The 20,774-nt window shown below is 67.3% G+C and carries 19 protein-coding genes; 6 read left to right on the top strand and 13 right to left on the bottom strand.

What is annotated here, in order from left to right:
• Window positions 1-79 precede the first annotated feature (79 nt).
• On the bottom strand, window positions 80-970 hold the full coding sequence (locus J2728_RS05430) for a LysR family transcriptional regulator (RefSeq protein WP_309997285.1): 891 nt from the start codon (window positions 968-970) through the stop codon (window positions 80-82).
• A gap of 96 nt (window positions 971-1,066) precedes the next feature.
• On the opposite strand from J2728_RS05430, the gene J2728_RS05425 reads away from it, so the two are divergent.
• Window positions 1,067-2,071, top strand: coding sequence for an aldo/keto reductase (locus J2728_RS05425; RefSeq protein ID WP_309997283.1), 1,005 nt, complete (start codon window positions 1,067-1,069; stop codon window positions 2,069-2,071).
• A gap of 39 nt (window positions 2,072-2,110) precedes the next feature.
• Complete coding sequence (locus J2728_RS05420) at window positions 2,111-2,506, top strand: PaaI family thioesterase (protein WP_309997281.1); 396 nt, start codon at window positions 2,111-2,113, stop codon at window positions 2,504-2,506.
• Here J2728_RS05420 and J2728_RS05415 read toward each other — a convergent pair.
• The 9 genes from J2728_RS05415 to trmD form a co-directional block, all read right to left on the bottom strand.
• Window positions 2,503-4,125: a long-chain fatty acid--CoA ligase gene (locus J2728_RS05415; protein WP_309997279.1), complete on the bottom strand. Its 1,623-nt coding sequence runs from the start codon at window positions 4,123-4,125 to the stop codon at window positions 2,503-2,505. The two genes, J2728_RS05420 and J2728_RS05415, sit on opposite strands and share 4 nt — an antisense overlap.
• A gap of 65 nt (window positions 4,126-4,190) precedes the next feature.
• Complete coding sequence (locus J2728_RS05410; RefSeq protein WP_309997277.1) at window positions 4,191-5,999, bottom strand: methyl-accepting chemotaxis protein; 1,809 nt, start codon at window positions 5,997-5,999, stop codon at window positions 4,191-4,193.
• A 95-nt stretch (window positions 6,000-6,094) separates the two neighbouring features.
• Window positions 6,095-7,147, bottom strand: coding sequence for a 3-isopropylmalate dehydrogenase (leuB, locus tag J2728_RS05405; RefSeq protein WP_309997276.1), 1,053 nt, complete (start codon window positions 7,145-7,147; stop codon window positions 6,095-6,097).
• A 12-nt stretch (window positions 7,148-7,159) separates the two neighbouring features.
• The gene (locus tag J2728_RS05400; RefSeq protein WP_309997274.1) at window positions 7,160-7,462 is read right to left on the bottom strand and encodes a putative quinol monooxygenase; all 303 of its coding nucleotides are present in this window, start codon (window positions 7,460-7,462) and stop codon (window positions 7,160-7,162) included.
• A gap of 131 nt (window positions 7,463-7,593) precedes the next feature.
• Window positions 7,594-8,202 carry a 3-isopropylmalate dehydratase small subunit gene (gene leuD / locus J2728_RS05395; RefSeq protein WP_309997272.1) on the bottom strand — a complete coding sequence of 203 codons (609 nt, stop codon included), beginning with the start codon at window positions 8,200-8,202 and terminating at the stop codon, window positions 7,594-7,596.
• Window positions 8,199-9,638 carry a 3-isopropylmalate dehydratase large subunit gene (gene leuC / locus J2728_RS05390; RefSeq protein ID WP_309997270.1) on the bottom strand — a complete coding sequence of 480 codons (1,440 nt, stop codon included), beginning with the start codon at window positions 9,636-9,638 and terminating at the stop codon, window positions 8,199-8,201. Before leuC ends, leuD begins: the two co-directional genes overlap by 4 nt.
• Before the next feature lie 301 nt (window positions 9,639-9,939).
• A complete protein-coding gene (locus J2728_RS05385) occupies window positions 9,940-10,905 on the bottom strand; it encodes a LysR substrate-binding domain-containing protein (protein WP_309997268.1) in 966 nt (321 codons plus the stop codon).
• 300 nt (window positions 10,906-11,205) lie between these two features.
• Entirely contained in the window at window positions 11,206-11,604 is a 399-nt protein-coding gene (rplS, locus tag J2728_RS05380) for a 50S ribosomal protein L19 (RefSeq protein WP_309997266.1), read from the bottom strand.
• Between the two features lie 3 nt (window positions 11,605-11,607).
• Entirely contained in the window at window positions 11,608-12,345 is a 738-nt protein-coding gene (trmD, locus tag J2728_RS05375) for a tRNA (guanosine(37)-N1)-methyltransferase TrmD (RefSeq protein ID WP_309997264.1), read from the bottom strand.
• A 116-nt stretch (window positions 12,346-12,461) separates the two neighbouring features.
• Here trmD and J2728_RS05370 point away from each other — a divergent pair, with 116 nt between their 5' ends.
• Window positions 12,462-14,057, top strand: a complete 1,596-nt coding sequence (locus J2728_RS05370) for a ubiquitin-activating E1 FCCH domain-containing protein (RefSeq protein WP_309997262.1) — start codon at window positions 12,462-12,464, stop codon at window positions 14,055-14,057.
• A gap of 57 nt (window positions 14,058-14,114) precedes the next feature.
• On the opposite strand, the gene J2728_RS05365 is transcribed toward J2728_RS05370, so the two are convergent.
• On the bottom strand, window positions 14,115-15,050 hold the full coding sequence (locus J2728_RS05365) for an isopenicillin N synthase family dioxygenase (RefSeq protein ID WP_309997260.1): 936 nt from the start codon (window positions 15,048-15,050) through the stop codon (window positions 14,115-14,117).
• Window positions 15,051-15,224: 174 nt separating this feature from the next.
• Here J2728_RS05365 and J2728_RS05360 point away from each other — a divergent pair, with 174 nt between their 5' ends.
• From J2728_RS05360 to J2728_RS05350, 3 genes are all read left to right on the top strand, one after another.
• On the top strand, window positions 15,225-15,899 hold the full coding sequence (locus J2728_RS05360) for a YiaD family glycine zipper/OmpA-like lipoprotein (RefSeq protein WP_309997258.1): 675 nt from the start codon (window positions 15,225-15,227) through the stop codon (window positions 15,897-15,899).
• Between the two features lie 94 nt (window positions 15,900-15,993).
• On the top strand, window positions 15,994-17,058 hold the full coding sequence (locus J2728_RS05355) for a fatty acid desaturase family protein (protein ID WP_309997257.1): 1,065 nt from the start codon (window positions 15,994-15,996) through the stop codon (window positions 17,056-17,058).
• Window positions 17,059-17,150: 92 nt separating this feature from the next.
• A complete protein-coding gene (locus tag J2728_RS05350; RefSeq protein WP_309997255.1) occupies window positions 17,151-18,194 on the top strand; it encodes an AraC family transcriptional regulator in 1,044 nt (347 codons plus the stop codon).
• Window positions 18,195-18,204: 10 nt separating this feature from the next.
• Here the strand turns inward: J2728_RS05350 and J2728_RS05345 are convergent, their stop codons facing one another.
• Window positions 18,205-20,106, bottom strand: a complete 1,902-nt coding sequence (locus tag J2728_RS05345; protein ID WP_309997253.1) for a monovalent cation:proton antiporter-2 (CPA2) family protein — start codon at window positions 20,104-20,106, stop codon at window positions 18,205-18,207.
• Between the two features lie 7 nt (window positions 20,107-20,113).
• The gene (kefF, locus tag J2728_RS05340; protein ID WP_309997252.1) at window positions 20,114-20,695 is read right to left on the bottom strand and encodes a glutathione-regulated potassium-efflux system oxidoreductase KefF; all 582 of its coding nucleotides are present in this window, start codon (window positions 20,693-20,695) and stop codon (window positions 20,114-20,116) included.
• Window positions 20,696-20,774: the final 79 nt, after the last annotated feature.

Raw genomic sequence — 20,774 nt, 5'->3', positions numbered from 1 at the left:
CGCGACCCACGCGAATCGCCCGACCACTTTAGGTGGAGTTTTATCTAGTTAAAACTGTATTTACGTTTTGCGCGGCCGCCTATCGCTGGCTCTTGAGGAAGTCGACGAACGCGCGCAGCGGCGCGGGCATGTGTCGACGGCTGGCATAGTAGAGGTAGGGGCCCGAGAACGGCGGCATCCAATCGTCGAGAACCGTCTCCAGTCGCCCCGCGGCGATGGGTTCGGCGACGAAGTCCTCGAAGGTCGCCATCAGGCCCACGCCGGCTTCGCAGGCCGCCAGCTCCAGATCGATATTGTTCGAGGTCAGGCGCGCCGCCGGGCTTATGCGGACCACCTCGCGGTCCTTCTCGAACTCCCAGGCGTAGGACGAGCCGCTGGCGAAGCGATGGCGGATGCAAGCGTGGTCAAGCACGTCGCGTGGATGGCTGGGCCGTCCGTGGACATCGAAATAGGCGGGGGAGGCCACGAGCACGAAGCGCTGTGGCCCCGAGAGCGGTACGGCGATCATGTCCTTCTCCAGGCGCTCGTCGTAACGGACTCCGGCGTCGAAGCCAGCCGCCAGCACGTCGATGAAGGAGTCGTCGGCGACCACTTCCACCGTCACGCCGGGATGCAGCGCCAGGAAGCGGGGCAACAGTCTAGGCAGGATGACCTTGGCCACCACGCCGGGAACATTGAGGCGCAGCGTGCCGGTGGGGCTGTCGCGGAAGGCGTTGATCTCGTCTAGCGCCAGGGCGACATCGGCGAGAGCCGGGGAGAGGCGCTCGAGCAGCGTCTGGCCGGCCTCCGTGGGCGTGACGCTGCGTGTGGTCCGGTTGAGCAAACGCACGCCCAGCCGCGCCTCCAGCCGCCGCACCGCCTCGCTAAGCGATGAGGGCGAGACGCCGCGCAAGGCCGCCGCCGCGCGAAAGCCGCGAGCGCGGGCCACCGCCGTGAAGGCGTCGAGATCGGCGAAGTCTGCCTGCTGCATTGTTCGAAATTCCGAACAGGTCGTGCGAACCTTGCTGGATTATCGCACGAAATGCGCGGGCGCATAAAGGCCTCCACGACCGTAAGGAGACATCGGATGAAGACGCGCCACCTGGGAAAGACCGGCCCTGTCGTTTCGGCTTTCGGCTTGGGCTGCATGGGCATGTCCGACATGTATGGCCCCGCTGACCGGGCCGAGAGCCTGGCCACCTTCGACGCCGCCATCGAGGCTGGGATCACGCTGATCGATACCGGCGACTTCTACGGCATGGGCCACAACGAGATGCTGATCGGCGAGGCGTTGAAGAACCACAAGCGCGATCGGCTGGTGCTCAGCGTGAAGACCGGCGCCTTGCGCGACCCCACCGGGGGCTTCTCGGGCTACGACGGCCGCCCCAAGGCCATCAAGAACTTCCTCGCCTACAGCCTCAAGCGCCTGGGCGTCGATCACATCGACATCTATCGCCCCTCGCGCCTCGATCCCGACGTGCCGATCGAGGACACGGTCGGCGCCATCGCCGAGATGGTCCAAGCCGGCTATGTCCGACACATCGGCCTATCGGAGGTCGGCGCCGAGACGATCCGGCGGGCCGCCAAGGTCGCGCCGGTCGTCGACCTGCAGATCGAGTATTCGCTGGTCTCGCGCAACGTCGAGGCCGAGATCCTGCCCACCTTGCGGGAACTGGGCATCGGCATGACCGCGTATGGCGTACTCTCAAGGGGCCTGATCAGTGGCCACTGGTCGGCGCGAACGGCCCAGGGCGGTCGTGATTTTCGCGCCCATAGCCCACGCTTCCAAGGCGAGAACCTCGAGGCCAATCTGAAGCTCGCCGAGGCTCTTCGGGGCGTCGCGGAAGAGAAGGGCGTGACCACGGCTCAGGCCGCCATCGCCTGGGTGGCCTCGCGGGGCGATGACATCGTGCCGCTGATCGGCGCGCGTCGTCGCGATCGCCTGGCCGAGGCGCTCGGGGCCCTTGAGGTGTCGCTGACCGTCGACGACCTCGCCGCGATCGAGGCGGCGGTTCCGGCCTCCGCGGTCGCCGGCGCGCGCTACGCCGAAGCGATGATGGCTCACCTCGATAGCGAACGCGGTTCGCGCTGACGCTTGCATCGAGCCCCGGGGCGGGCGTCTCATATCGTCATGAGCACGCCCGTCTTCGACCTCGCCCTCCTGCCCTTCGCCGACTTGATGGGCGTGGAGATCGTCCATGCCGCCCCGGATCGCGTGGAGGGGCGGCTCGTCGTCCGGCCGGACCTCTGCACGGCCGGCGGGATCCTGCACGGCGGCGCGGCCATGGCCTTGGCCGACACGCTGGGCGCCATCGGCGCTTTTCTGTCGACCCCGGAGGGCAAGCGCACCACCACGCTTGAGAGCAAGACCAACTTCATCGCGTCGGCCGTCGTCGGAACGACGGTAAAGGCCGCCGCGACGCCGCTGCACATCGGTCGGCGCTCCAGCATCTGGGTGACGCGCATCGAGACCGAGGACGGGAAGCTCGTGGCGGTGGTCACCCAGACCCAGATGACCGTGGACTAGGCGCCGCCCAGGTGGCCGCGCCAGGCTTCGCGCAGCACCTTCTTGTCGATCTTGCCCGTCGCGGTCAGGGGCACGGGTGAGAAGACGACGTCGTCGGGGGTCCACCACTTGACGATCCTGGGCGCCAGATAGGCCAGCACGGCCGCCTTTGTGACAGCCGCCCCCTCGTGGGGCTCGATGACGAGCAAGGGCCGCTCCTCCCACTTCGGATGCGGCACGCCCACGACGGCGGCGATCTTCACGCCGGGGCAGCCGACCGCGACGTTCTCCAGGTCGATCGAGCTGATCCATTCGCCGCCGGACTTGATCACGTCCTTCTGGCGATCGGTGATCCGCATGAAGCCGTTGGCGTCGAGCGTGGCGATGTCGCCGGTATCGAACCAGCCATCGTCGTCGGTGGCGTCGTGATCCTTGCGGAAGTAGCGCTTCACCACCCAAGGCCCCCGAACCTTCAGCGCGCCGGACGTCTGACCATCCCAGGGCGCGTCCGATCCGTCCTCGGCCTCGACCTTGAGTTCGATGCCGAACTGCAGCCGGCCCTGCCGTGTCCAGATGGCCTCGTCCATGGCCTCCTCGCCGAGCGCGGCCAGGGCGGGCGTTGGCGTGGCCACGACGCCGATGGGGCAGGTCTCGGTCATGCCCCAGATCTGCAGCACCTGAACGCCGTAGCGGTGCTTGAAGGTCTCGGCCATGGCGCGCGGCACGGCGCTGCCGCCGATCACCACGCGCTTTAGCGTGGCCGGCGCGGCGTGGTTCTTCTCCAGCCAGTCCAGGTACATGGTCCAGATGGTGGGCACGCCGCCGGTGAAGGTGACGCCCTCGCTCTCGATCAGCTGGTGTAGCGAGGCCCCGTCCATCCGGTCGGCGGGCAGCACCAGCTTGGCGCCGCAGATCGGCGCGCTGAACGGCACGCCCCAGGCGGTGGCGTGGTAGAGGCTGGAACAGGGCATGGCCACGTCGAAGGCCGTGAAGCCGAACGCGCTGTTCAGGCCGCCGGCCATGGCGTGCAGCACGACAGCCCGATGCGAGTAGAGCACGCCCTTCGGATCGCCCGTGGTGCCCGAGGTGTAGCAGAGGAAGGCGCCGGCGTTCTCGTCGAACGATGGCCAGTCGATCGTCTCCGCCTCGCTGGCGATCAGGGTCTCGTAGCAGATCGCGCCAACGGTCCCGGGCTCTGTTCGCGGCTCGTCCGACAGCATGACGAAGGTCGTGACCGAGGCCAGGCGCGGCGCGATGCGCTCGACCAGCGGGAGGAAGTTGCGCTCGAAGAACAGAACGCGGCTGCCGGCGTGATCGATGGTGTAGGCGATCTGTTCATCGGAGAGGCGCGGATTGGCTGTGTGCAGCACCGCGGCGACCCCGGGAACGGCGTAGAACAGCTCGAGGTGACGGTGAGTGTTCCAGGCCAGGGAGGTGACCCGGTCGCCAGGCGCGACGCCGAGACGGTGGAGAGCGTGGGCGGCCTGGGCGGCGCGGCGGGCCAGGCCCGCGTAGTCATAGCGCCAGAGCGGCTCGTCGATCAGCCGCGAGACGATCTCGCGGGAACCGTGGGCCTGGGCGGCGTAAGTCAGGACGCCGCTGATCAGAAGCGGCGTAGTCTGCATAAGGCCCGGGATCATCGGCTCCTCCCAACTCTTTTCGTTGGGAGGAGCCTAAAGCCTTATCGACGTTCAGGGAAAGACGGTCAGGCGGCTCGCGCGCGCGTGGCGGCGTCCGAATTGGCGTCGCCCACCTGGAAGCGGCTGACCAGCACCGCCAGTTCGCCGGCCTCGCCCTTCAGCGAGTGGGTGGCGGCGGTGGCCTCCTCGACCATGGCGGCGTTCTGCTGAACGACTTGGTCCATCTGGTTCACGGCCACATTGACTTGGTGCAGGCCGGTCGACTGTTCCTGAGCCGAGGCGGCGATCTCCTTGACCAGCGCGTCGATCGAGGCGACCTGGCCGACGATGGCGCGCAGAGCTTCGCCGGTCTGGGCGACCAGATCGACACCGGCGCCGACCTGCTGGGTCGACGTCGAGATCAAAGCCTTGATTTCCTTGGCGGCTTCGGCCGAACGCTGGGCCAGGGCGCGAACTTCCTGGGCGACGACCGCGAAGCCCTTGCCGGCGTCGCCCGCGCGCGCGGCCTCGACACCGGCGTTTAGCGCCAGCAGGTTGGTCTGGAAGGCGATTTCGTCGATTACGCTGATGATCTGGTTGACCTGGCTGGACGAGGTCTCGATCTCGCTCATCGCCGAGACGGCCTGCTCGACGATCGCGCCCGAACGTTCGGCGCCCGCGCGGGCCTGGGCGACCAGGCCCGAGACCTCCAGCGCGCCCGAAGCGGTCTTGCGGACGGTGGCGGTGATCTCGTCGAGGGCGGCGGCGGTTTCCTCAAGGCTGGCGGCCTGCTGCTCGGTGCGGCGCGAGAGGTCGTCGGAGGCCTGGGCGATCTCCTCGGAGCCGGAGCGGATGCCACCCGTGGCGCCGTTGATGCCGCGCAGCACGTCGCGCAGGCGATCGGCGGCGGCGTTGAAGTCGCGCTTCAGGCGCTCGGTCTTCGGCGCCAGTTGGGCGGTGATGCGGTAGGTCAGGTCGCCCGAGGCGAGGCGATCCAGGGCCTGGGCCAGGGCGTTCATGGCGAAGGCGTCGGCCTCGGCCTCCGCGGCCTTCTCGCGCTCGCGCTGCTGGCGTTCGGCTTCGGCTTCGGCGCGCTGGTCAGCGGCTTCAGATTCCAAGCGAAGCTTCTCGATCGCGGCGTCCTTGAAGTAAGCGACGGCTTCGGCCATCTCGCCGACCTCGTCCTTGCGGCCGATGGCCGGAATCTCGACGCTGTTGTCGCCCGAGGCGAGGCGACGCATGACGGTGGTGATCAGGTTGACGGGCGAGCCGATGGTCGCCGACAGCAGCCAGCCCATCAGGCTCGCGATGGCCAGCGAGGCCAGGCCGCCGACGATCATCGAGGTCTTGGCCAGCAGCAGGGCGTCGGCTTGCTCCTTGGTCCGGACCGCGACCCGGGCGACGGCGGCGGAGCGCATGTCTTCCTGAAGGGCGCGCAGCTTGGTCAGGGTGTGCTGGCCGATGATTCCGGACGCCTGCTCCTTGCCGGCCGGATCGTTCATGGCGGCGAGCGTGGGGGCGGCGACGTCACGACGCCAATCGCTCATGGCGGCCCGAATGCCCTGGGCGCGCTTCTTCTGCGGGGCCTGGGTGGTCTTGGCTTCGAAGGCGTCCAGGGAGGCGTCGAACTTCGCCGCCAGCTTTTCATAGGACTGCTTGAATTCGGCGTCGCCGCTGAGAACGTATCCGCGCAGGGCGTTCTGCTGCTCTTCGGCCATCGTGGCCATCGCCTCGACCTGCGCGGCGAGCTTGAGCGCGCGCTGACTTGAGGTCGAGGCGTCGTCGATCTTGTTGAGGCTCGTCAGGACAACGGCGGCGGAGGCCACGAAGACCAAGATCAGCGTGCTGAATGCGATCGCCAGTTTCGCGGATATCTTCAGGTTCTGGAATTTCATGACTGGGCCCCACGCCAACGCGATAGCGTCAACGTCTAGGGCCCAACCATTAAGGTTTAGGCGATCTTCAAGTCCGGCCGGGGGCGGCGGGCCGCCTAAAGGTGCGACAAAACGACGCTTCCCATCTCCGCAGTGCTCAACGCTCCACCGAGATCACGCGTGCGCGCGCCGCCATTCAGCGCGGCCTTGACCGCGGCCAGTAGCCGGTCGGCGGCTTCGACCTGATTGAGCGACCAGCGCAGCGCCATCTCGAACGATAGGATCGCCGCCAGCGGATTGGCCACGCCCTTGCCGGCGATGTCCGGCGCCGAGCCGTGGATCGGCTCATAGAGTCCGGGCTTGCCCGGCGCGCCCAAGGCCGCCGAAGGCAGCATGCCCAGCGACCCGGTCAGCATCGCCGCCGCGTCCGACAGGATGTCGCCGAAAAGGTTGTCGGTGACGATCACGTCGAACTGCTTGGGAGCACGGACCAGCTGCATGGCGCAGTTGTCGGCCAGGATGTGCTCCAGCTGGACATCGGGATATTCACGGGCGTGCAGCTCGGTGATGACCTGCTTCCACAGCAGGCCGGACTCCATGACGTTCGACTTCTCGGCCGAGTGAACCTTGTTGGTCCGGCCGCGGGCCAGTTCGAAGGCGACGCGGCCGACGCGCTCGATCTCGCTGGTCGTGTAGACGGCGGTGTCGAAGCCCTTCTTCTGGCCATCCGGCAGGGTCTCGATGCCACGCGGTTGGCCGAAATAGACGCCGCCGACCAGTTCGCGGACGAACATGATGTCCAGGCCCGAGACCAGCTCCGGCTTCAGGCTGGACGCGCTGGCCAGGGCCTCGAAGCAATAGGCCGGGCGCAGGTTCGCATAGACGTCCATCGCCTTGCGCAGGTTCAGCAGTCCCGCCTCGGGGCGCAGATGGCGGGGGGCGTCGGCCCATTTCGGACCGCCGACCGCGCCCATCAGCACCGCGTCGCTGGCGATGGCTTGGTCGCGCACCTCATCCAGAAGCGGCGTGCCATGGGCGTCGTAGCTCATGCCGCCATAGGGGGCTTCCTCGACCTTCAGGTCCGGGGTGAGGGCGGCGGCCACGCGGCGCACCTCGGCGCAAACTTCCGGGCCGATGCCGTCGCCAGGCAGGAGCAGCAGGGTGGACATGAAGCTTCTCTCTTAGATCTTGCGGTAGGCGGAAACGTCGAAGGACCGCAGGTCGCGGCCGTGCACGCCCAGCTCGGCGCAGGCGGCGCGCCAGGCGGCCATGTGCGGGGTGGCGCGATGGAATTCCAAGGCCGCCTCGCTCTCGAAGTGCTCGTAGACCCGGATCAGGCCCGGGTCGAGCGGGTCCTCGGTCAGGGCGTAGTCCAGGCACCCCGGCTCGGCCCGCGTGCCCTCGACCTGAGCCCGGAGGTGCGGACGCAGGTTGGCCAGGCGCTCGGGGGCGATGCGGATCGTGCCGGCGAGGATCAGGGTCATCTCTGCGTGCTCCCCCTTCCCTTGATGGGAAGGGCTGGGGATGGGGTGACAGCCTGTCGGGGCTTGGTGCGGTTGAACCGCCGCGCCACCCCACCCCTACCCCTCCCCATCAAGGGGAGGGGAGAGGAGGCTTAAGCCTCCAGCCAGGGCTGGCTGATGGCGCGCTTGTTTTCGAAGACGTCGATGTCGGTCGCGTGCTGCATCGTCTCGCCGATCGCGTCGAGGCCCTTGAGCATCTTCTCCTTACGGACCGGGTCGATCTGGAAGGCGAAGGTCTTGCCCGAGGGCGACACAACGGTCTGGGCCTCGAGGTCGACGCTGACCATGTGGTTGCCGCCCTTGGCCTCGTCCATCAGGACCGCCAGCTCCTCCGGCTTCACGACCACTGGCAGAAGGCCGTTGTTGAAGCAGTTGTTGAAGAAGATGTCGGCGAAGCTGGTCGAGATCACGCACATGATCCCGTAGTCCATCAGGGCCCAAGGCGCGTGCTCGCGCGAGCTGCCGCAGCCGAAGTTGTCGCCGGCGATCAGGACGCTGGCGCCCTTGTACTCGGGCTTGTTCAGCACGAAGTCGGCGATCTCGTTCCCGTCGGCGTCGAAACGGAAGTCGTAGAACAGGCCCTTGGCCAGGCCCTCGCGCTCCACCGTCTTGAGGAACTGCTTGGGGATGATCTGGTCGGTATCGATATTGGCCAGCTCCAGCGGAGCCGCGCGGCCGTCGAGGCGGGTAAAGGCCTTCATTGGGCGGTCTCCGAGAGCAGGGTCCGAACGTCGACGAGGTGGCCGGCGATCGCCGCCGCCGCCGCCATGGCGGGGGAGACGAGGTGCGTGCGGCCGGCGCGGCCTTGGCGGCCCTCGAAGTTGCGGTTGCTGGTCGAGGCGCAACGCTCGCCCGGCTGCAGCTTGTCGGGGTTCATGGCCAGGCACATCGAGCAGCCCGGCTCGCGCCAGTCGAAGCCGGCGGCCTTGAAGATGGCGTCCAGACCTTCGGCTTCCGCCTGTTCCTTCACCAGGCCAGAGCCCGGGACGACCATGGCCGTGACGTGCGGCGCGACCAGACGGCCGTGCAGGAAGGCTTCCTGCACCACGGCGGCGGCGGCGCGCATGTCCTCGATGCGGCTGTTGGTGCACGAGCCGATGAAGACGCGGTCGATCTTGGCCTCGGTGATCGGCTGGCCGGCGGTCAGACCCATGTAGTCTAGGGCGCGGTGGGCGGCGGCGCGCTTGTCGGGCGTCGCGAAGCTCTCCGGATCCGGCACCTTGCCGGTCACCGGGATGACGTCCTCGGGCGAGGTGCCCCAGGTGACCATCGGGACCAGGGCCGAGCCGTCGATCACGACGGTGCGGTCGAAGACGGCGTCCTCGTCGGTGAAGAAGGTCTTCCAGTGCGACAGCGCCATCTCCCAGGCCGCGCCCTTCGGCGTCGCCGGCTTGCCCTGGATGTATTCGAACGTCTTCTCGTCGGGCGCGACCAGACCGGCCTTGGCGCCGCCCTCGATGGTCAGGTTGCAGAGGGTCATGCGGCCCTCCATCGACAGGCCGCGCACGGCCTCGCCGGCGAACTCGATGACATAGCCGGTGCCGCCGGCCGTGCCGATCTCGCCGATCACGGCCAGGGCGACGTCCTTGCCGGTGACGCCAGGCGCCAGCTGGCCGTCGACGCGGACCAGCATGTTCTTGGCCTTCTTCTGCCGCAAGGTCTGGGTCGCCAGGACGTGCTCGACCTCGGACGTGCCGATGCCGTGGGCCAGGGCCCCGAAGGCGCCGTGGGTCGAGGTGTGGCTGTCGCCGCAGACGATGGTCATGCCCGGCTGGGTGCGGCCCTGCTCGGGACCGACCACGTGGACGATGCCGTTACGAATGTCCCCCATCGGGAAGAACTCGATGCCGTTGTCGGCGACGTTGCGGGCGAGGGTCTTGAGTTGGAGCCGCGCCTCTTCGTCCTTCACCGCATCCACGCCGAGCGCCTGGCCCTCGGTCGGGATGTTGTGATCCGCCACGGCGAGCGTGCGGTCGGGACGGCGCACCTTGCGGCCGGCCGCGCGAAGGCCCGCGAAGGCCTGCGGCGTGGTCACCTCATGGATCAGGTGCAGGTCGATATAGAGGATCGCTTCGCCGTCGGTTTCGCTGACGACGTGAGCGTCCCAGATCTTGTCGTAAAGGGTTTTGCCGGACATGGCGGGGATATAGGGCGGATCGTGCGCCAAAATCCAGTGGGGGCTAGATGGCGCGACAAATTCTTGCGTTATGTGGCCGCCGGGCGGCTGGAAACGCAAAGGGCGCGCCCGTCTTTCGACTTGCTGGCGCGCCCTAGCATCATTTTCAGCCTTCGGGGGCCGATGGGCTCCGCCCGAAGAGGGCCGTCCACTAGAAAGGAGACGGTCTGGAAGCCCGGGCGACAAGCGCCGGGGGTGAAGCGATCATCTCATGGAACGTCGGTTTGTCAATCTTGGTGCGAATGCACGAAAGCTTGACCGCTCATTCGCCCGTACGGGCCAAGGGCGAGCTTGTCGGCGCGTCCAGCGGCGCCATGGCGGCGTAGCGCGCGATCAGAGGGTCGGCCGCCGCTTGAGCCAGGATCCAATCTCGGAAGGCGGCGATCTTGCGGACCCGCGCCCGTTCGCTGGGATAGGCTAGCCAATATCCGCCGCTGTAGCGGGCGACCACGTCGAAGGGCATCACCAGGCGCCCCTCCGCTAGCTCGCGCGCGAAGAATATCGGAGAGCCCAGGGCCGCGCCCTGATCCGCCAAGGCGCTGGCGACCTCGAGGGTCTGGGCGTCCGAGGTCAGGCGCGGCGCCAACTGGTCCGAGACCCCCGTGACGCCGGCCGCGTGGAACCATTCCTCCCATTCCCGCGCCACGCCAACGCGCGGCGCGTCCAGCAGGTCCTCCGGACGGGTCAGGCCGCCGATGCGTTCCAAGAACCGGGGCGAGACCAGCGGCGTCTGCACGGCGGGGATGAGGAAATGCGCCGTCATGCCCGGCCACCGTCCCTGACCGCCGCGCATGGCGATGTCGAGGCCCTCCCGCGCCAAATCCGCCACTCGGCTCGAGGCTTCGAGCCTTACGGCGATGCGGGGATGGGCGATCTGGAACGCGCCTAGACGCGGCGCCAGCCATTGTCCGCCGAGGCTCTGGACGGTCGTGATGGACAGCACGCCCTCCTCGGTCTCGACCAGGTCCGAAATGGTCGAGCGCAGCAGGGAGAGGGCCTCGGTCGCCGCGCGGGAGAGCCGCTCGCCGGCGGGCGTCAGGGCGACCTCGCGGGGCAGCCGGTTGAAAAGGGGCTGGTCCAGCCGTTGCTCCAGCGCCTTCACCTGCCAGCTGACGGCGGCCTGGCTCATGCCCAGCTCGCTCGCGGCGCGGGTGAAGCTCTTCAGGCGAGCGGCCGCCTCGAACACGCGGATCGCGCTGAGCGGCAGGCGGGCGAGGATGTCTGACATAAGGGCAGCCTATGTATAGCCAAGGAGCCCGCGTTTGTCATTCGTTCGCCGAACGATGAATTTCCATTGCGTTTCAAGCAAAGGAAGACGGCGATGATGGACACCGCCCTTCAGACCCATAAGGAAGGCTCTTTCGGCTGGCTCTCGGCGCTTCAGGCGTTCTGGCGCGTCCTGCGAGCGCCTAGCCCGCCCCGTCGATATCCGCGTCTGATCGCGCCCCGATAACGCCGACACACCGCCCAAAGAAAAAGGCCCCGGCGGATCCGCCGGGGCCTCGATCTTTCGCGATATCGACGAAGATTACTCTTCGGTCGCCGCCGCGGCCTTGGTGTTGCCACCGGCGCGTTCGGCGATACGGGCCGACTTACCGCGACGGTCGCGCAGGTAGTACAGTTTGGCGCGACGGACGACGCCGCGACGCTTGACTTCGATGCTTTCGATGCTCGGCGACAGCAGCGGGAACAGACGCTCCACGCCTTCGCCGAACGAGATCTTACGGACCGTGAAGCTCTCGTGGACGCCCGTGCCCGCGCGAGCGATGCAGACGCCTTCGTAGGCCTGAACGCGTTCGCGCTCGCCTTCCTTGATCTTCACGTTGACGCGCAGGGTGTCGCCGGGACGGAAGTCCGGGATCGCGCGAGCGGCCAGCAGACGGGCCGATTCTTCTTGCTCGAGCTGAGCGATGATATTCGCAGCCATGGTCTAGTCTCCTTTGGGCTTTCCCGTTTTCGGGACGCCTTTTGCCTGTTGATTGGCGAGGTGGGCTTCCCAGAGATCCGGGCGCCGCTCGCGGGTCGTCTCTTCACGCATACTCTTGCGCCATTGGTCGATCCGCTTGTGATCGCCCGACAGCAGCACCTCGGGAATGTCGAGCCCTTCGAACGTCCGCGGTCGCGTGTACTGCGGATGCTCGAGGAGACCGTCCTCGAAGCTTTCTTCCAGCGTGCTCTCGATGTTCCCCAGAACCCCCGGGGCAAGTCGAACGCACGCTTCGATCACGACCATCGCCGCCGCTTCGCCACCGGCGAGCACGGCGTCTCCGACCGAGACCTCCTCGAACCCTCGGGCGTCAAGCACCCGCTGGTCCACCCCCTCGAAGCGGCCGCACAGCACCACGATACCCGGCGCCTTGGACCACTCCCGAACGCGCGCCTGGGTCAGGGGCCTGCCCCGGGCGCTCATGTACAAAAGCGGCCGCCCATCGAGCTCCACGCTATCGAGCGCGGAGGCGATGACGTCCGCCTTGAGCACGGCTCCCGCGCCGCCACCCGCGGGGGTGTCGTCGAGGAAGCCGCGCTTATCCTTGGAAAAGGCCCGAATGTCCAGCGTTTCCAGACGCCAGAGGTCCTGCTCCTTCCAGGCGGTCCCGATCATCGAGACGCCGAGCGGGCCGGGAAAGGCCTCGGGGAACATGGTCAGGACGGTGGCGGTGAACGGCATGGGCGCTGTTTAGCCGCAGCGGACGCGAGAGTCGAAGGGCCGGTTATTTACCCAAGGGGTTACCGGCTTGTTCACCAGGGGCCGTCAAGGTCGCGATACACTGGTTGGATTGCTCGATGTCGCGCCTCACCCGCCTTTTCCGCCGTCTCGGGCGTGATGACCGGGGCGCGATCGCCATTCAGTTCGCCCTGCTGGCCATTCCCCTGGCGATCCTGGTCTTCGCTCTGATCGATCTTGGCCGCATCAGCCTGCAGCGCCATCAGATGCAGGACGCCCTGGACGCCGCCACGCTGATCGCGGCGCGGTCGACGGCGGTGACGGACAGCGAGCTGGAGGCGGTCGGCGACCCGGCGTTTTTGGCCGAGATCGCGGGCCTGAACCTTAACCTCACGGCGTCGAACGCCAGCTTCAAGGCGGGGGCGGGCAATCACATCCTGGGAACCGCCACCGCGACGGTGAAGCCGATCATCGCCAACCTCTGGACCAAGGCGGACTTCACCGTGACGGCCGCCTCCGACGTGGTGCGGTCGTCGAGGAACCTCGAGGTGGCGGTGGTTCTGGACATCACCGGCTCGATGAGCGGGACCCGCATCACCGACCTGAAGACCGGCGCCTCGGACCTGGTGGACATCGTGGTCAAGGACGACCAGGCGCCATTCTATTCCAAGGTCGCCATCGTGCCCTATTCGGTCGGGGTGAACGTGGGGGGCTACGCCGACGCGGTGCGTGGCGCGATCCCCGCGCGGGCGATCAGCGGCGTCAGCAAGGCCAACAGCACGGTCGTGACCTCGGCCTCTCACGGCTTCATCGTCGGGGACAAGGTGACGATCTCGGGCGTGTCCGGCCCGACCATGCTGAATGGAAACACCTACGGCGTCACCGCCGTGTCCGCGAACAGCTTCACGATCAACGCCAACACCTCCAGCGCTCCCAAGTACGTCTCCGGGGGCGTGGCGACCTGTGACACCAGCACCAATCCAGGGTGCCAGAAGTTCACCTTCACCAGCGCGAGCAATACGAGCCAGACTCGCGCGCTCAGCACCTGCGTGACCGAGCGGACTGGAACCTACGCCTATACCGACGCCGCGCCGAGCATCGCGCTCATGGGGCGGAACTATCCGACGACGAAGGCCGAAAACGTCTCCCAGCCCAATCCGTGTCCGAGCGCCAGCATCACGCCGCTTTCCAGCGACCGCGTCACGCTGAAGGGCCAGATCAACGCGCTTTCGATCGGCGGCTCCACGGCCGGTCAGGTTGGTTTCGCTTGGGGCTGGTACATGGTCTCGCCGAACTTCGGCTACCTCTGGCCCAGCGCCACCCAGCGTCCCGCGCCCTATAACAGCAAGGATCTGGTGAAGGTTGTGGTTCTGATGACCGACGGGGCCTTCAACACGCCCTACTGCAAGGGCGTGATCGCCAAGGACGCGGGCTCGGGCAGCGGCGCCGTCAACGATCACATCAATTGCACGGCCACCAATGGCGACGCCTTCACCCAAACGCGCAAGCTGTGCGACGCGATGAAGGATCCGACACTGAAGCTGACCATCTTCACGGTGGGGTTCGACGTTGGTGGGGACGCCAACGCCGTGAACATGCTGAAGTACTGCGCCTCGGACGCTCAGCACGTCTACTTCCCGGCGACGGGCTCCGAACTGAAGACCGCCTTCAAGTCCATCGCCCAGGAAATCTCGGCGCTGCGGATCGCGAAATAGAAAGGGGCGGCGACCGTGTGGCCGCCGCCCCTTTAAGAATCTCGCTTCAGGCGGGCCCTAGGCCAGCTTGATCTCGCGCAGACGCTGCTGGAGGAATTCGTCGGCGGTGATCGACTCCGGATAGCGGTCCGGGTTCTGCGCCGTGACGCAGTTGGGCAAGGTCTTGATCTCGTAGTCCGACGCGAAGTGCAGGAAGAACGGCGTCGAATAGCGCGCGAAGCCGCGACGCTCGGGCGGCGGGTTGACCACCCGGTGCACGGTCGAGGGCAGGACGTGATTGGTCAGGCGTTCCAGCATGTCGCCGATATTGATCACCAGGCAGCCAGGCGGCGGATTGATCGGCAGCCACTGGCCGTCGCGGTCCAGCACTTCCAGGCCGCCCTCCTCGGCGCCGAGCAGCAGGGTGATGGTGTTGATGTCGCCATGGGCGCCGGCGCGCACGCCGGTCGCGTCCATCGGGATCGGCGGATAGTGCAGAAGGCGCAGCACGCTGTTGCCGTCCTGAATGGTCGGGTAGAAGAAATCGCGCTCCAGCTTGAGGTAGGTGGCGACGGCCTCCAGGACCTTGCCGCCCATCCCGTCCAGCGCGTTGTACAGCCAGCTGACATCATGCTTGAACGCGGGGATTTCGGCCGGCCAGACATTGTCGGCCATGTGAGCGCGGAAGCGGTGGCCGGGCGGCAGTTCGCGGCCCATATGCCAGAATTCCTTCAGGTCGTAGTGGTCGGCGCCCTTGGCCGTCTCGACGCCGAACGGGATGTAGCCGCGCGCGCCGCCCTTCACGCCCGCGTACTGCTTCTTGGTCTCCACGGGCAGGGCGAAGAACGCCTTGGCGGCGTCGACGGCGGCGTCGATGCGCGCTTGATCCAGGTCATAGTCCGACAGGACCGCGAAGCCGTAGCGTTCGAAAGACGCGCCCAGCTCCTGGGAGAAGCGCGTGAAGTCCTTCGCGTACAGCGAGAAGGAAACCGGAGCGATGGCGGAGTTGGACACGTCGACGAGCCTTGGATCTGCAAGCTTCTGAATGAGTAAGTCCCTTCTTACTACACCGCGCGGCGAGCGACGCGAAGGGCGTTCGTCTCATCGACGGCTTGTGAAGGGAACTTGACCATAAGTCGGGCGTTTGCCCGTCGGACCTTGATCTACAACAAACCAACGAGGGTTGCGATGACGCGCAAGTTTGCTTTGGCCGCCGTTCTGGTCGGCGCCGCCGCCCTGACCGCCTGCACGACCACCGATCCCTATACCGGCATGCCGGTTCGCAACAACACCGGCACGGGCGCTCTCGCGGGCGCGGCCGGCGGCGCCTTGCTGGGCTACCTCACCAACACCAACAAGGGCGAACAGGGGCGCAAGAACGCGCTGATCGGCGCGGGCATCGGCGCCTTGGCTGGCGGCGCGGTCGGCAACTATATGGATCGCCAGCAGGCCGACTTCCGCCGCGGCCTCGAGGGCTCGGGCGTGATGATCCGCCGCAACGGCGACCAGATCGTCCTGATCATGCCCAGCGATGTGACCTTCGGCGTCGACAGTTCGGACGTGCAGCCTCGGTTCACACGGGTGCTGGACGACGTGGCGCGCACCTTGAACGCCTATTCGCAGACGACGATCGATGTGGTCGGCCACGCCGACTCCAGTGGGCCGGATGATTACAACCAGGTCCTGTCGGAGCGTCGCGCCAGCGCCGTCGCCGGCTATCTGACCAACCAAGGCCGGGTCCTGCCCGATCGTGTCTTCGTCGCCGGCATGGGCGAGCGCCAGCCGATCGCCGACAACGCGACGGCCGCCGGCCGCGCCGAGAACCGCCGCGTCGAGATCGTTCTTCGCCCCCTGACGCGCTAGGTCCTGGCCGCCTCTGGCCCCTTACGGGCACGAAGCGGTTGCTTTTCGCCGCCGTCGTCGCCAAGTCGTCACCTTCGAGCAATGCGAGGGCGACGTGGCGAAGACAGCGAGCGATGGCGTCAGCCTGACGCGGCAGGCGTACGCCCTGACCGATGACCTGATGAAGCCGAACGCGGCCGTCTACTGGACCGACCTGCTGGCCTCGGCCGCGTTGATGTGGGGCGGGTTTCTGGTGGCGGCGACGACGTCGAGCCTCGCGCTGGGCCTGGCCTCTGGCCTGATCAGTGTCTTGGCGCTGTATCGCGCGCTGAGCTTCATCCACGAGCTGACGCATATCCGCGACGACGAGGCGCCAGGTTTCCGCGTGGGCTGGAACGCGCTGGTCGGCGTGCCTCTGATGACGCCCTCGCTGATGTACGAGGGCGTCCATAACGTCCATCACGTGAAGGACCGTTTCGGCACCGCGCTGGATCCGGAATACCTACCGCTGTCGCGTTATACGCCGGTGTCGCTGGCGGGTTTCCTGTTCGTCGCCCTACTGGCTCCGATTGGCGTGCTGATCCGTTCGGCGATCCTGACGCCTTTGTCGTTCCTGGTTCCGCCGCTGCGCCGCGTTCTCAAGCAGCGGATGTCCGCGCTGATCATCAATCCCGACTTCGTGCGCGAGGACATGGCCAAGATGAGGCCCGCGTGGTTGGCGCAGGACATCGCTTGCTGGCTGTGGTCCTGGGCGCTCATCGCGGCCACCGTCGCCGGCTGGCTGCCCGTGCGCTTCGTCCTGACGGGGCTGGCGATCTTCTCGGTCGCCACCTTCGTCAACCAGGCCCGCACCCTGGTCGCGCACCACTGGGACAATGACGGCGGCAAGATGAGCCTGGATGAGCAGTTCCTGGACTCGGTCAACGTGCCGCCGCCCAATCTCGCGTCCGAGCTCTGGGCGCCGGTGGGCCTGCGCTATCACGCCCTGCACCACCTGCTGCCCAAGCTGCCCTACCACAATCTCGGCAAGGCCCATGCGCGGCTGGCCCAAGCGCTCGCCCCGGACTCGCTTTATCATCGCGCGTCCCAGAAGGGTTTGTTCGAAGCTTTGACGTCGCTGTTCCGGCGTGTCGGGCAAAAGCCGGCGCTGGCTCCGGAAGCGCCGCGCGCCGCCGAATAGTCGCGGGCTCTCGACAAGGCCAAGCTCTGGCGGCATGAGGACCGTGAGGCGACGCGGCGATGTGTCCGCCGCCGCACCGGTTCGAGCGTCCTATGTCGCTTTCCTTGTCGCTTCCCCGGCACCACGCCGGCACGCGTGTTTCGCCTGGCCGGCGCGGCGTCGCCGACTATGCCGAAGCGATCGCTCCGGTTTTCGACACCCGTCTGCGAGATGTGGACGACGCGGGCCCCGATCTTTGGATCAGCAGCATAAACGTCGGGCCCATGCTGCTTGGCCACGCCCACATGAGCGGCGGGACCTACAGCTACGGTCGAGACCACCGGAAGGTGGCGGCCACGGGCCTTGACCTGATCCTGGTGCAGATCATCACCGAAGGTGGCGACCGCCGCGAGGCCTATCGCGGGGAAGTGGAGACGTCGGTTGGCGATGTCTGCTTGCTGGATCTCACGCGGCCTTTCCAGTCCGAAGCGCGGACTTGCGGCAACTTCAGCCTGGCCATCCCGCGCGAGGCCTTGGCGGCGCGCGATCGGGACCTCGATGGCCTACACGGTCAAGTCCTACGGCGCGAAACCGCCGCGGCGCGCCTGTTCAAGAGCCACATCGAGGCGCTCTGGAACGTGGCGGGCGAGCTTTCCGTCGTCGATGCGCCGGTGGTGGGGCGAACCACCATCGATCTGCTGGCGGGGCTGGCCATGCCGGCGTCCGGTGACCCGGCCGCGCGGGCGGCGGTCGCGGAGTCGCGGATTGGTCGTATCCGACGTTTCATCGACGCGAACCTCGACGATCCCTATCTGAGCGCCGAGGTGTTGTGCCGACAATTCGGTCTTTCTCGGGCTTCGCTCTATCGGCTTTTCGCGCCGCTCGGCGGGGTGCGCGAGCATATCCAAAGTCGTCGTCTGCGTCGGGCTTTCGATGCGCTGACCGACCCGGCCTTGAGCCATCTGTCGCTGAGCCAGGTCGTCGAAGGCCATGGGTTCTCGGCCTGGTCCAGCTTCGCGCGGGCGTTCAAGACCAGATTCGGCCTCACGCCAGGCGAGGCGCGGGAGATCGGCGCGGCGGGGGCCCCGCGGATGGGCGCGGCCGAGGCCCGCGGCCAGGGCCTGCCCGATTGGCTAAGGGCCCTGGACGGCGCCTGACCTCAAGCCGTCACTCCGCGCCTTCTTGCTGGGCCCGCTCCCGCAGCTCCTCGTCCAGGCTCGCCGTGTCCCACGCGCCCCCGGCGTCGCCGGGGCGCATGCGGTGGAGGTCGGCGTTCAGCAGGCGATCCATGGTTTGGGCCGCGTCGCGCGAGGCCAGGATATAGGCCTCCTCCTGGCCCCACATGGGGCGCAGTTCCTCGAACACCCGGCGATCGTGGCGACGGAAGAAGGCGGCGGCGCGGTGGGCGCGGTGGGCGCGGAAGCCCAGCTTCTGCAACGCCGTCGCGCCAAGGGCGAGGGCCGACTCGAACGTCTCGCGCTCGACCGCGTCCGCGCCGTTCGCCAGCAGGTCGTAGGCGTGGCGGCGATCCCAGGCTCGCGCCAGGATGATCAGGTTGGGGAAGGCCTTGCGCGCCGTCTCGACCAGTTCGACGGTCTTCTCCCGGTCATCCAGGGCGACGATCAGCATGCGCGCGCGGTCCGCGCCAGCCTGCCGTAACAAATCCAGGCGCGTGGCGTCGCCGTAGTGCACCCGGCGGCCGAACCGCCGCAGCAGTTCAATCTGCTGGATGTCGCTGTCGAGAACCGTCGACTTGAAGCCGTTCGACGACAGCAGTCGACCGGTGATCTGTCCGAAGCGGCCGAAGCCGGCGATGATGATGTCCGGCTCGCCCTCGTCGAAATCGCCGGTGTCTGGAACGACGTCGGGGATGGCGGCGTCCATCAGGGCCGCCACGCGCTCGTAGAGGATCATCGCCACCGGGGTCAGCGCCATCGAAACGGCGACAGCCGCGGTCAACAACGCCGCCAGAGGCGCGCTGATCACCCCCGCGCCGACCGTGAAGCTGAGCAGGACGAAGGCGAATTCCCCCCCTTGGGCGAGGGCGGTCGCGACCGCCAGAGCGCCTCGCTTCGGCGCGCCGAACATCATGGCCAGGCCGTACATGACCAGGAATTTCAGCGCCATCAGCCCGAGGACCAGGCCACTCAGCAGCAGAGGCTGGCGCGCGACCAGCGGCAGGTCCACGCCGGCGCCCACCGTGATGAAGAACAGGCCCAGTAGCAGGCCTCGGAACGGCTCGATGTCCGTCTCCAGCTCGCGCCGGAACTCGCTTTCGGCCAGCACCACGCCCGCCAGGAAGGCGCCCAGCGCGGGCGAGAGGCCCACGATCTGCATCAGGCTGGCCACGGCCACGACGATCAGCAGGGCCGAGGCGGTGAAGATTTCGCGCAGACGGGCCTTGGCGATAAACCGGAATACCGGCCGCACCAGATAGCGACCTCCCCCGACGACGGCCGCGACGGCGGCGAACACCGACAAGCCCTGGGCCCAGGCGGGCAGGTGGGCGATCAGGCTGGCGCCGTGCCCGCCCGCGTCGCCATGCGTCTGCGGCGCGACGGTGGCCAGCAGTGGAAGCAAGGCGAACATCGGAATGACCGCCAGGTCCTGAAGCAGCAGGATCCCAAAGGCCGCGCGGCCGACGGGGCCCTGTCTGAGGCCCTTCTCGTCCAGGGTCTGCAGCACGATGGCCGTCGAGGACATCGCCAGCACCATGCCGACGGCCAGCGCCGTCTGCCAAGGCAGACCCAGCACCATGGAGGCGCCGGCGATCGCCAGGGAAGTGCAGACGACCTGGGTCCCGCCAAAGCCGAAGATGGCCTTGCGCATGTCCCACAGCATCGAGGGGCGCACCTCGAGGCCGATCAGGAACAGCAGGATCACGACGCCGAACTCGGCGAACTTCATGACGTCGGCCTGGGCCCCGACCAGCGACAGGGCGTAGGGGCCGATGACGACGCCGGCGATCAAATAACCGAGCACCGAACCGAGTCCGAGCCGCTTGGCGATCGGCACCGAGACGACGGACGCGCCCAGATAGACCAGGGTCTGGGTGAGGAAGTTTTCCATTCTGTCCCTAGGCCTCCGCGCGGGCTGGCAGCAGCGAGGCCACCCGAGCCTTGTAGCGCTCGGCTTCGGCCTTCAAGGCCGCGTCGTCTTTCACGGACGCGCCGTGCACCACGAACGGGGTCTCCCACTCCATGCCGCACAGGTGAGCGGTCTGCTCCAGCGGGCGCAGGAACTCGTCCATGCTGAAACGGTTGTAGCCGTGGGCGTGATAGGCCTTGGCCGATCCGCCGGTGGTGCAGGCCACGAACAGCTTCTTGCCCTTCAGCGCCTCGCCGCCCTCGCCATAGGCGAAGCCGTGCAGCCAGACGATGTCCAGCCACTCCTTCAGAAGGGAAGGCGTCGAGTACCAGAATAGCGGAAACTGCAGGGCGACGACGTCGTGCGCCACCAGGGCGGCCTGCTCGGTCTCGATATCGACCACGTAGTCCGGATAGGCCTCGTAAAGGTCCTTGAAAGTGACGCCGGAAAGGCTTTTGGCCGCCTTGGCCAGGGCGCGATTGGCGCGCGAGCGTTCAAGCGCCGGGTGCGCCAGCACCAGGAGCACGCCGGAGGTGGCGGGTGTCACCGAGCCGGTGTTAGCGTCGGACATCAGGCGGCCCTTCCGGAAAAACAATTCATCAAGGGTTGAATTTCTTCGTGGCTCGGGCGACACGGTTCGCCCAACACCC

Origin of the sequence: Caulobacter segnis, from assembly GCF_031454995.1 — a bacterium.
Classification (GTDB): Bacteria; Pseudomonadota; Alphaproteobacteria; order Caulobacterales; family Caulobacteraceae; genus Caulobacter; species Caulobacter segnis_E.
The sequence above is the reverse complement of the archived record's forward strand: the minus strand, read 5'-3'. Positions and strand labels throughout refer to the sequence as shown.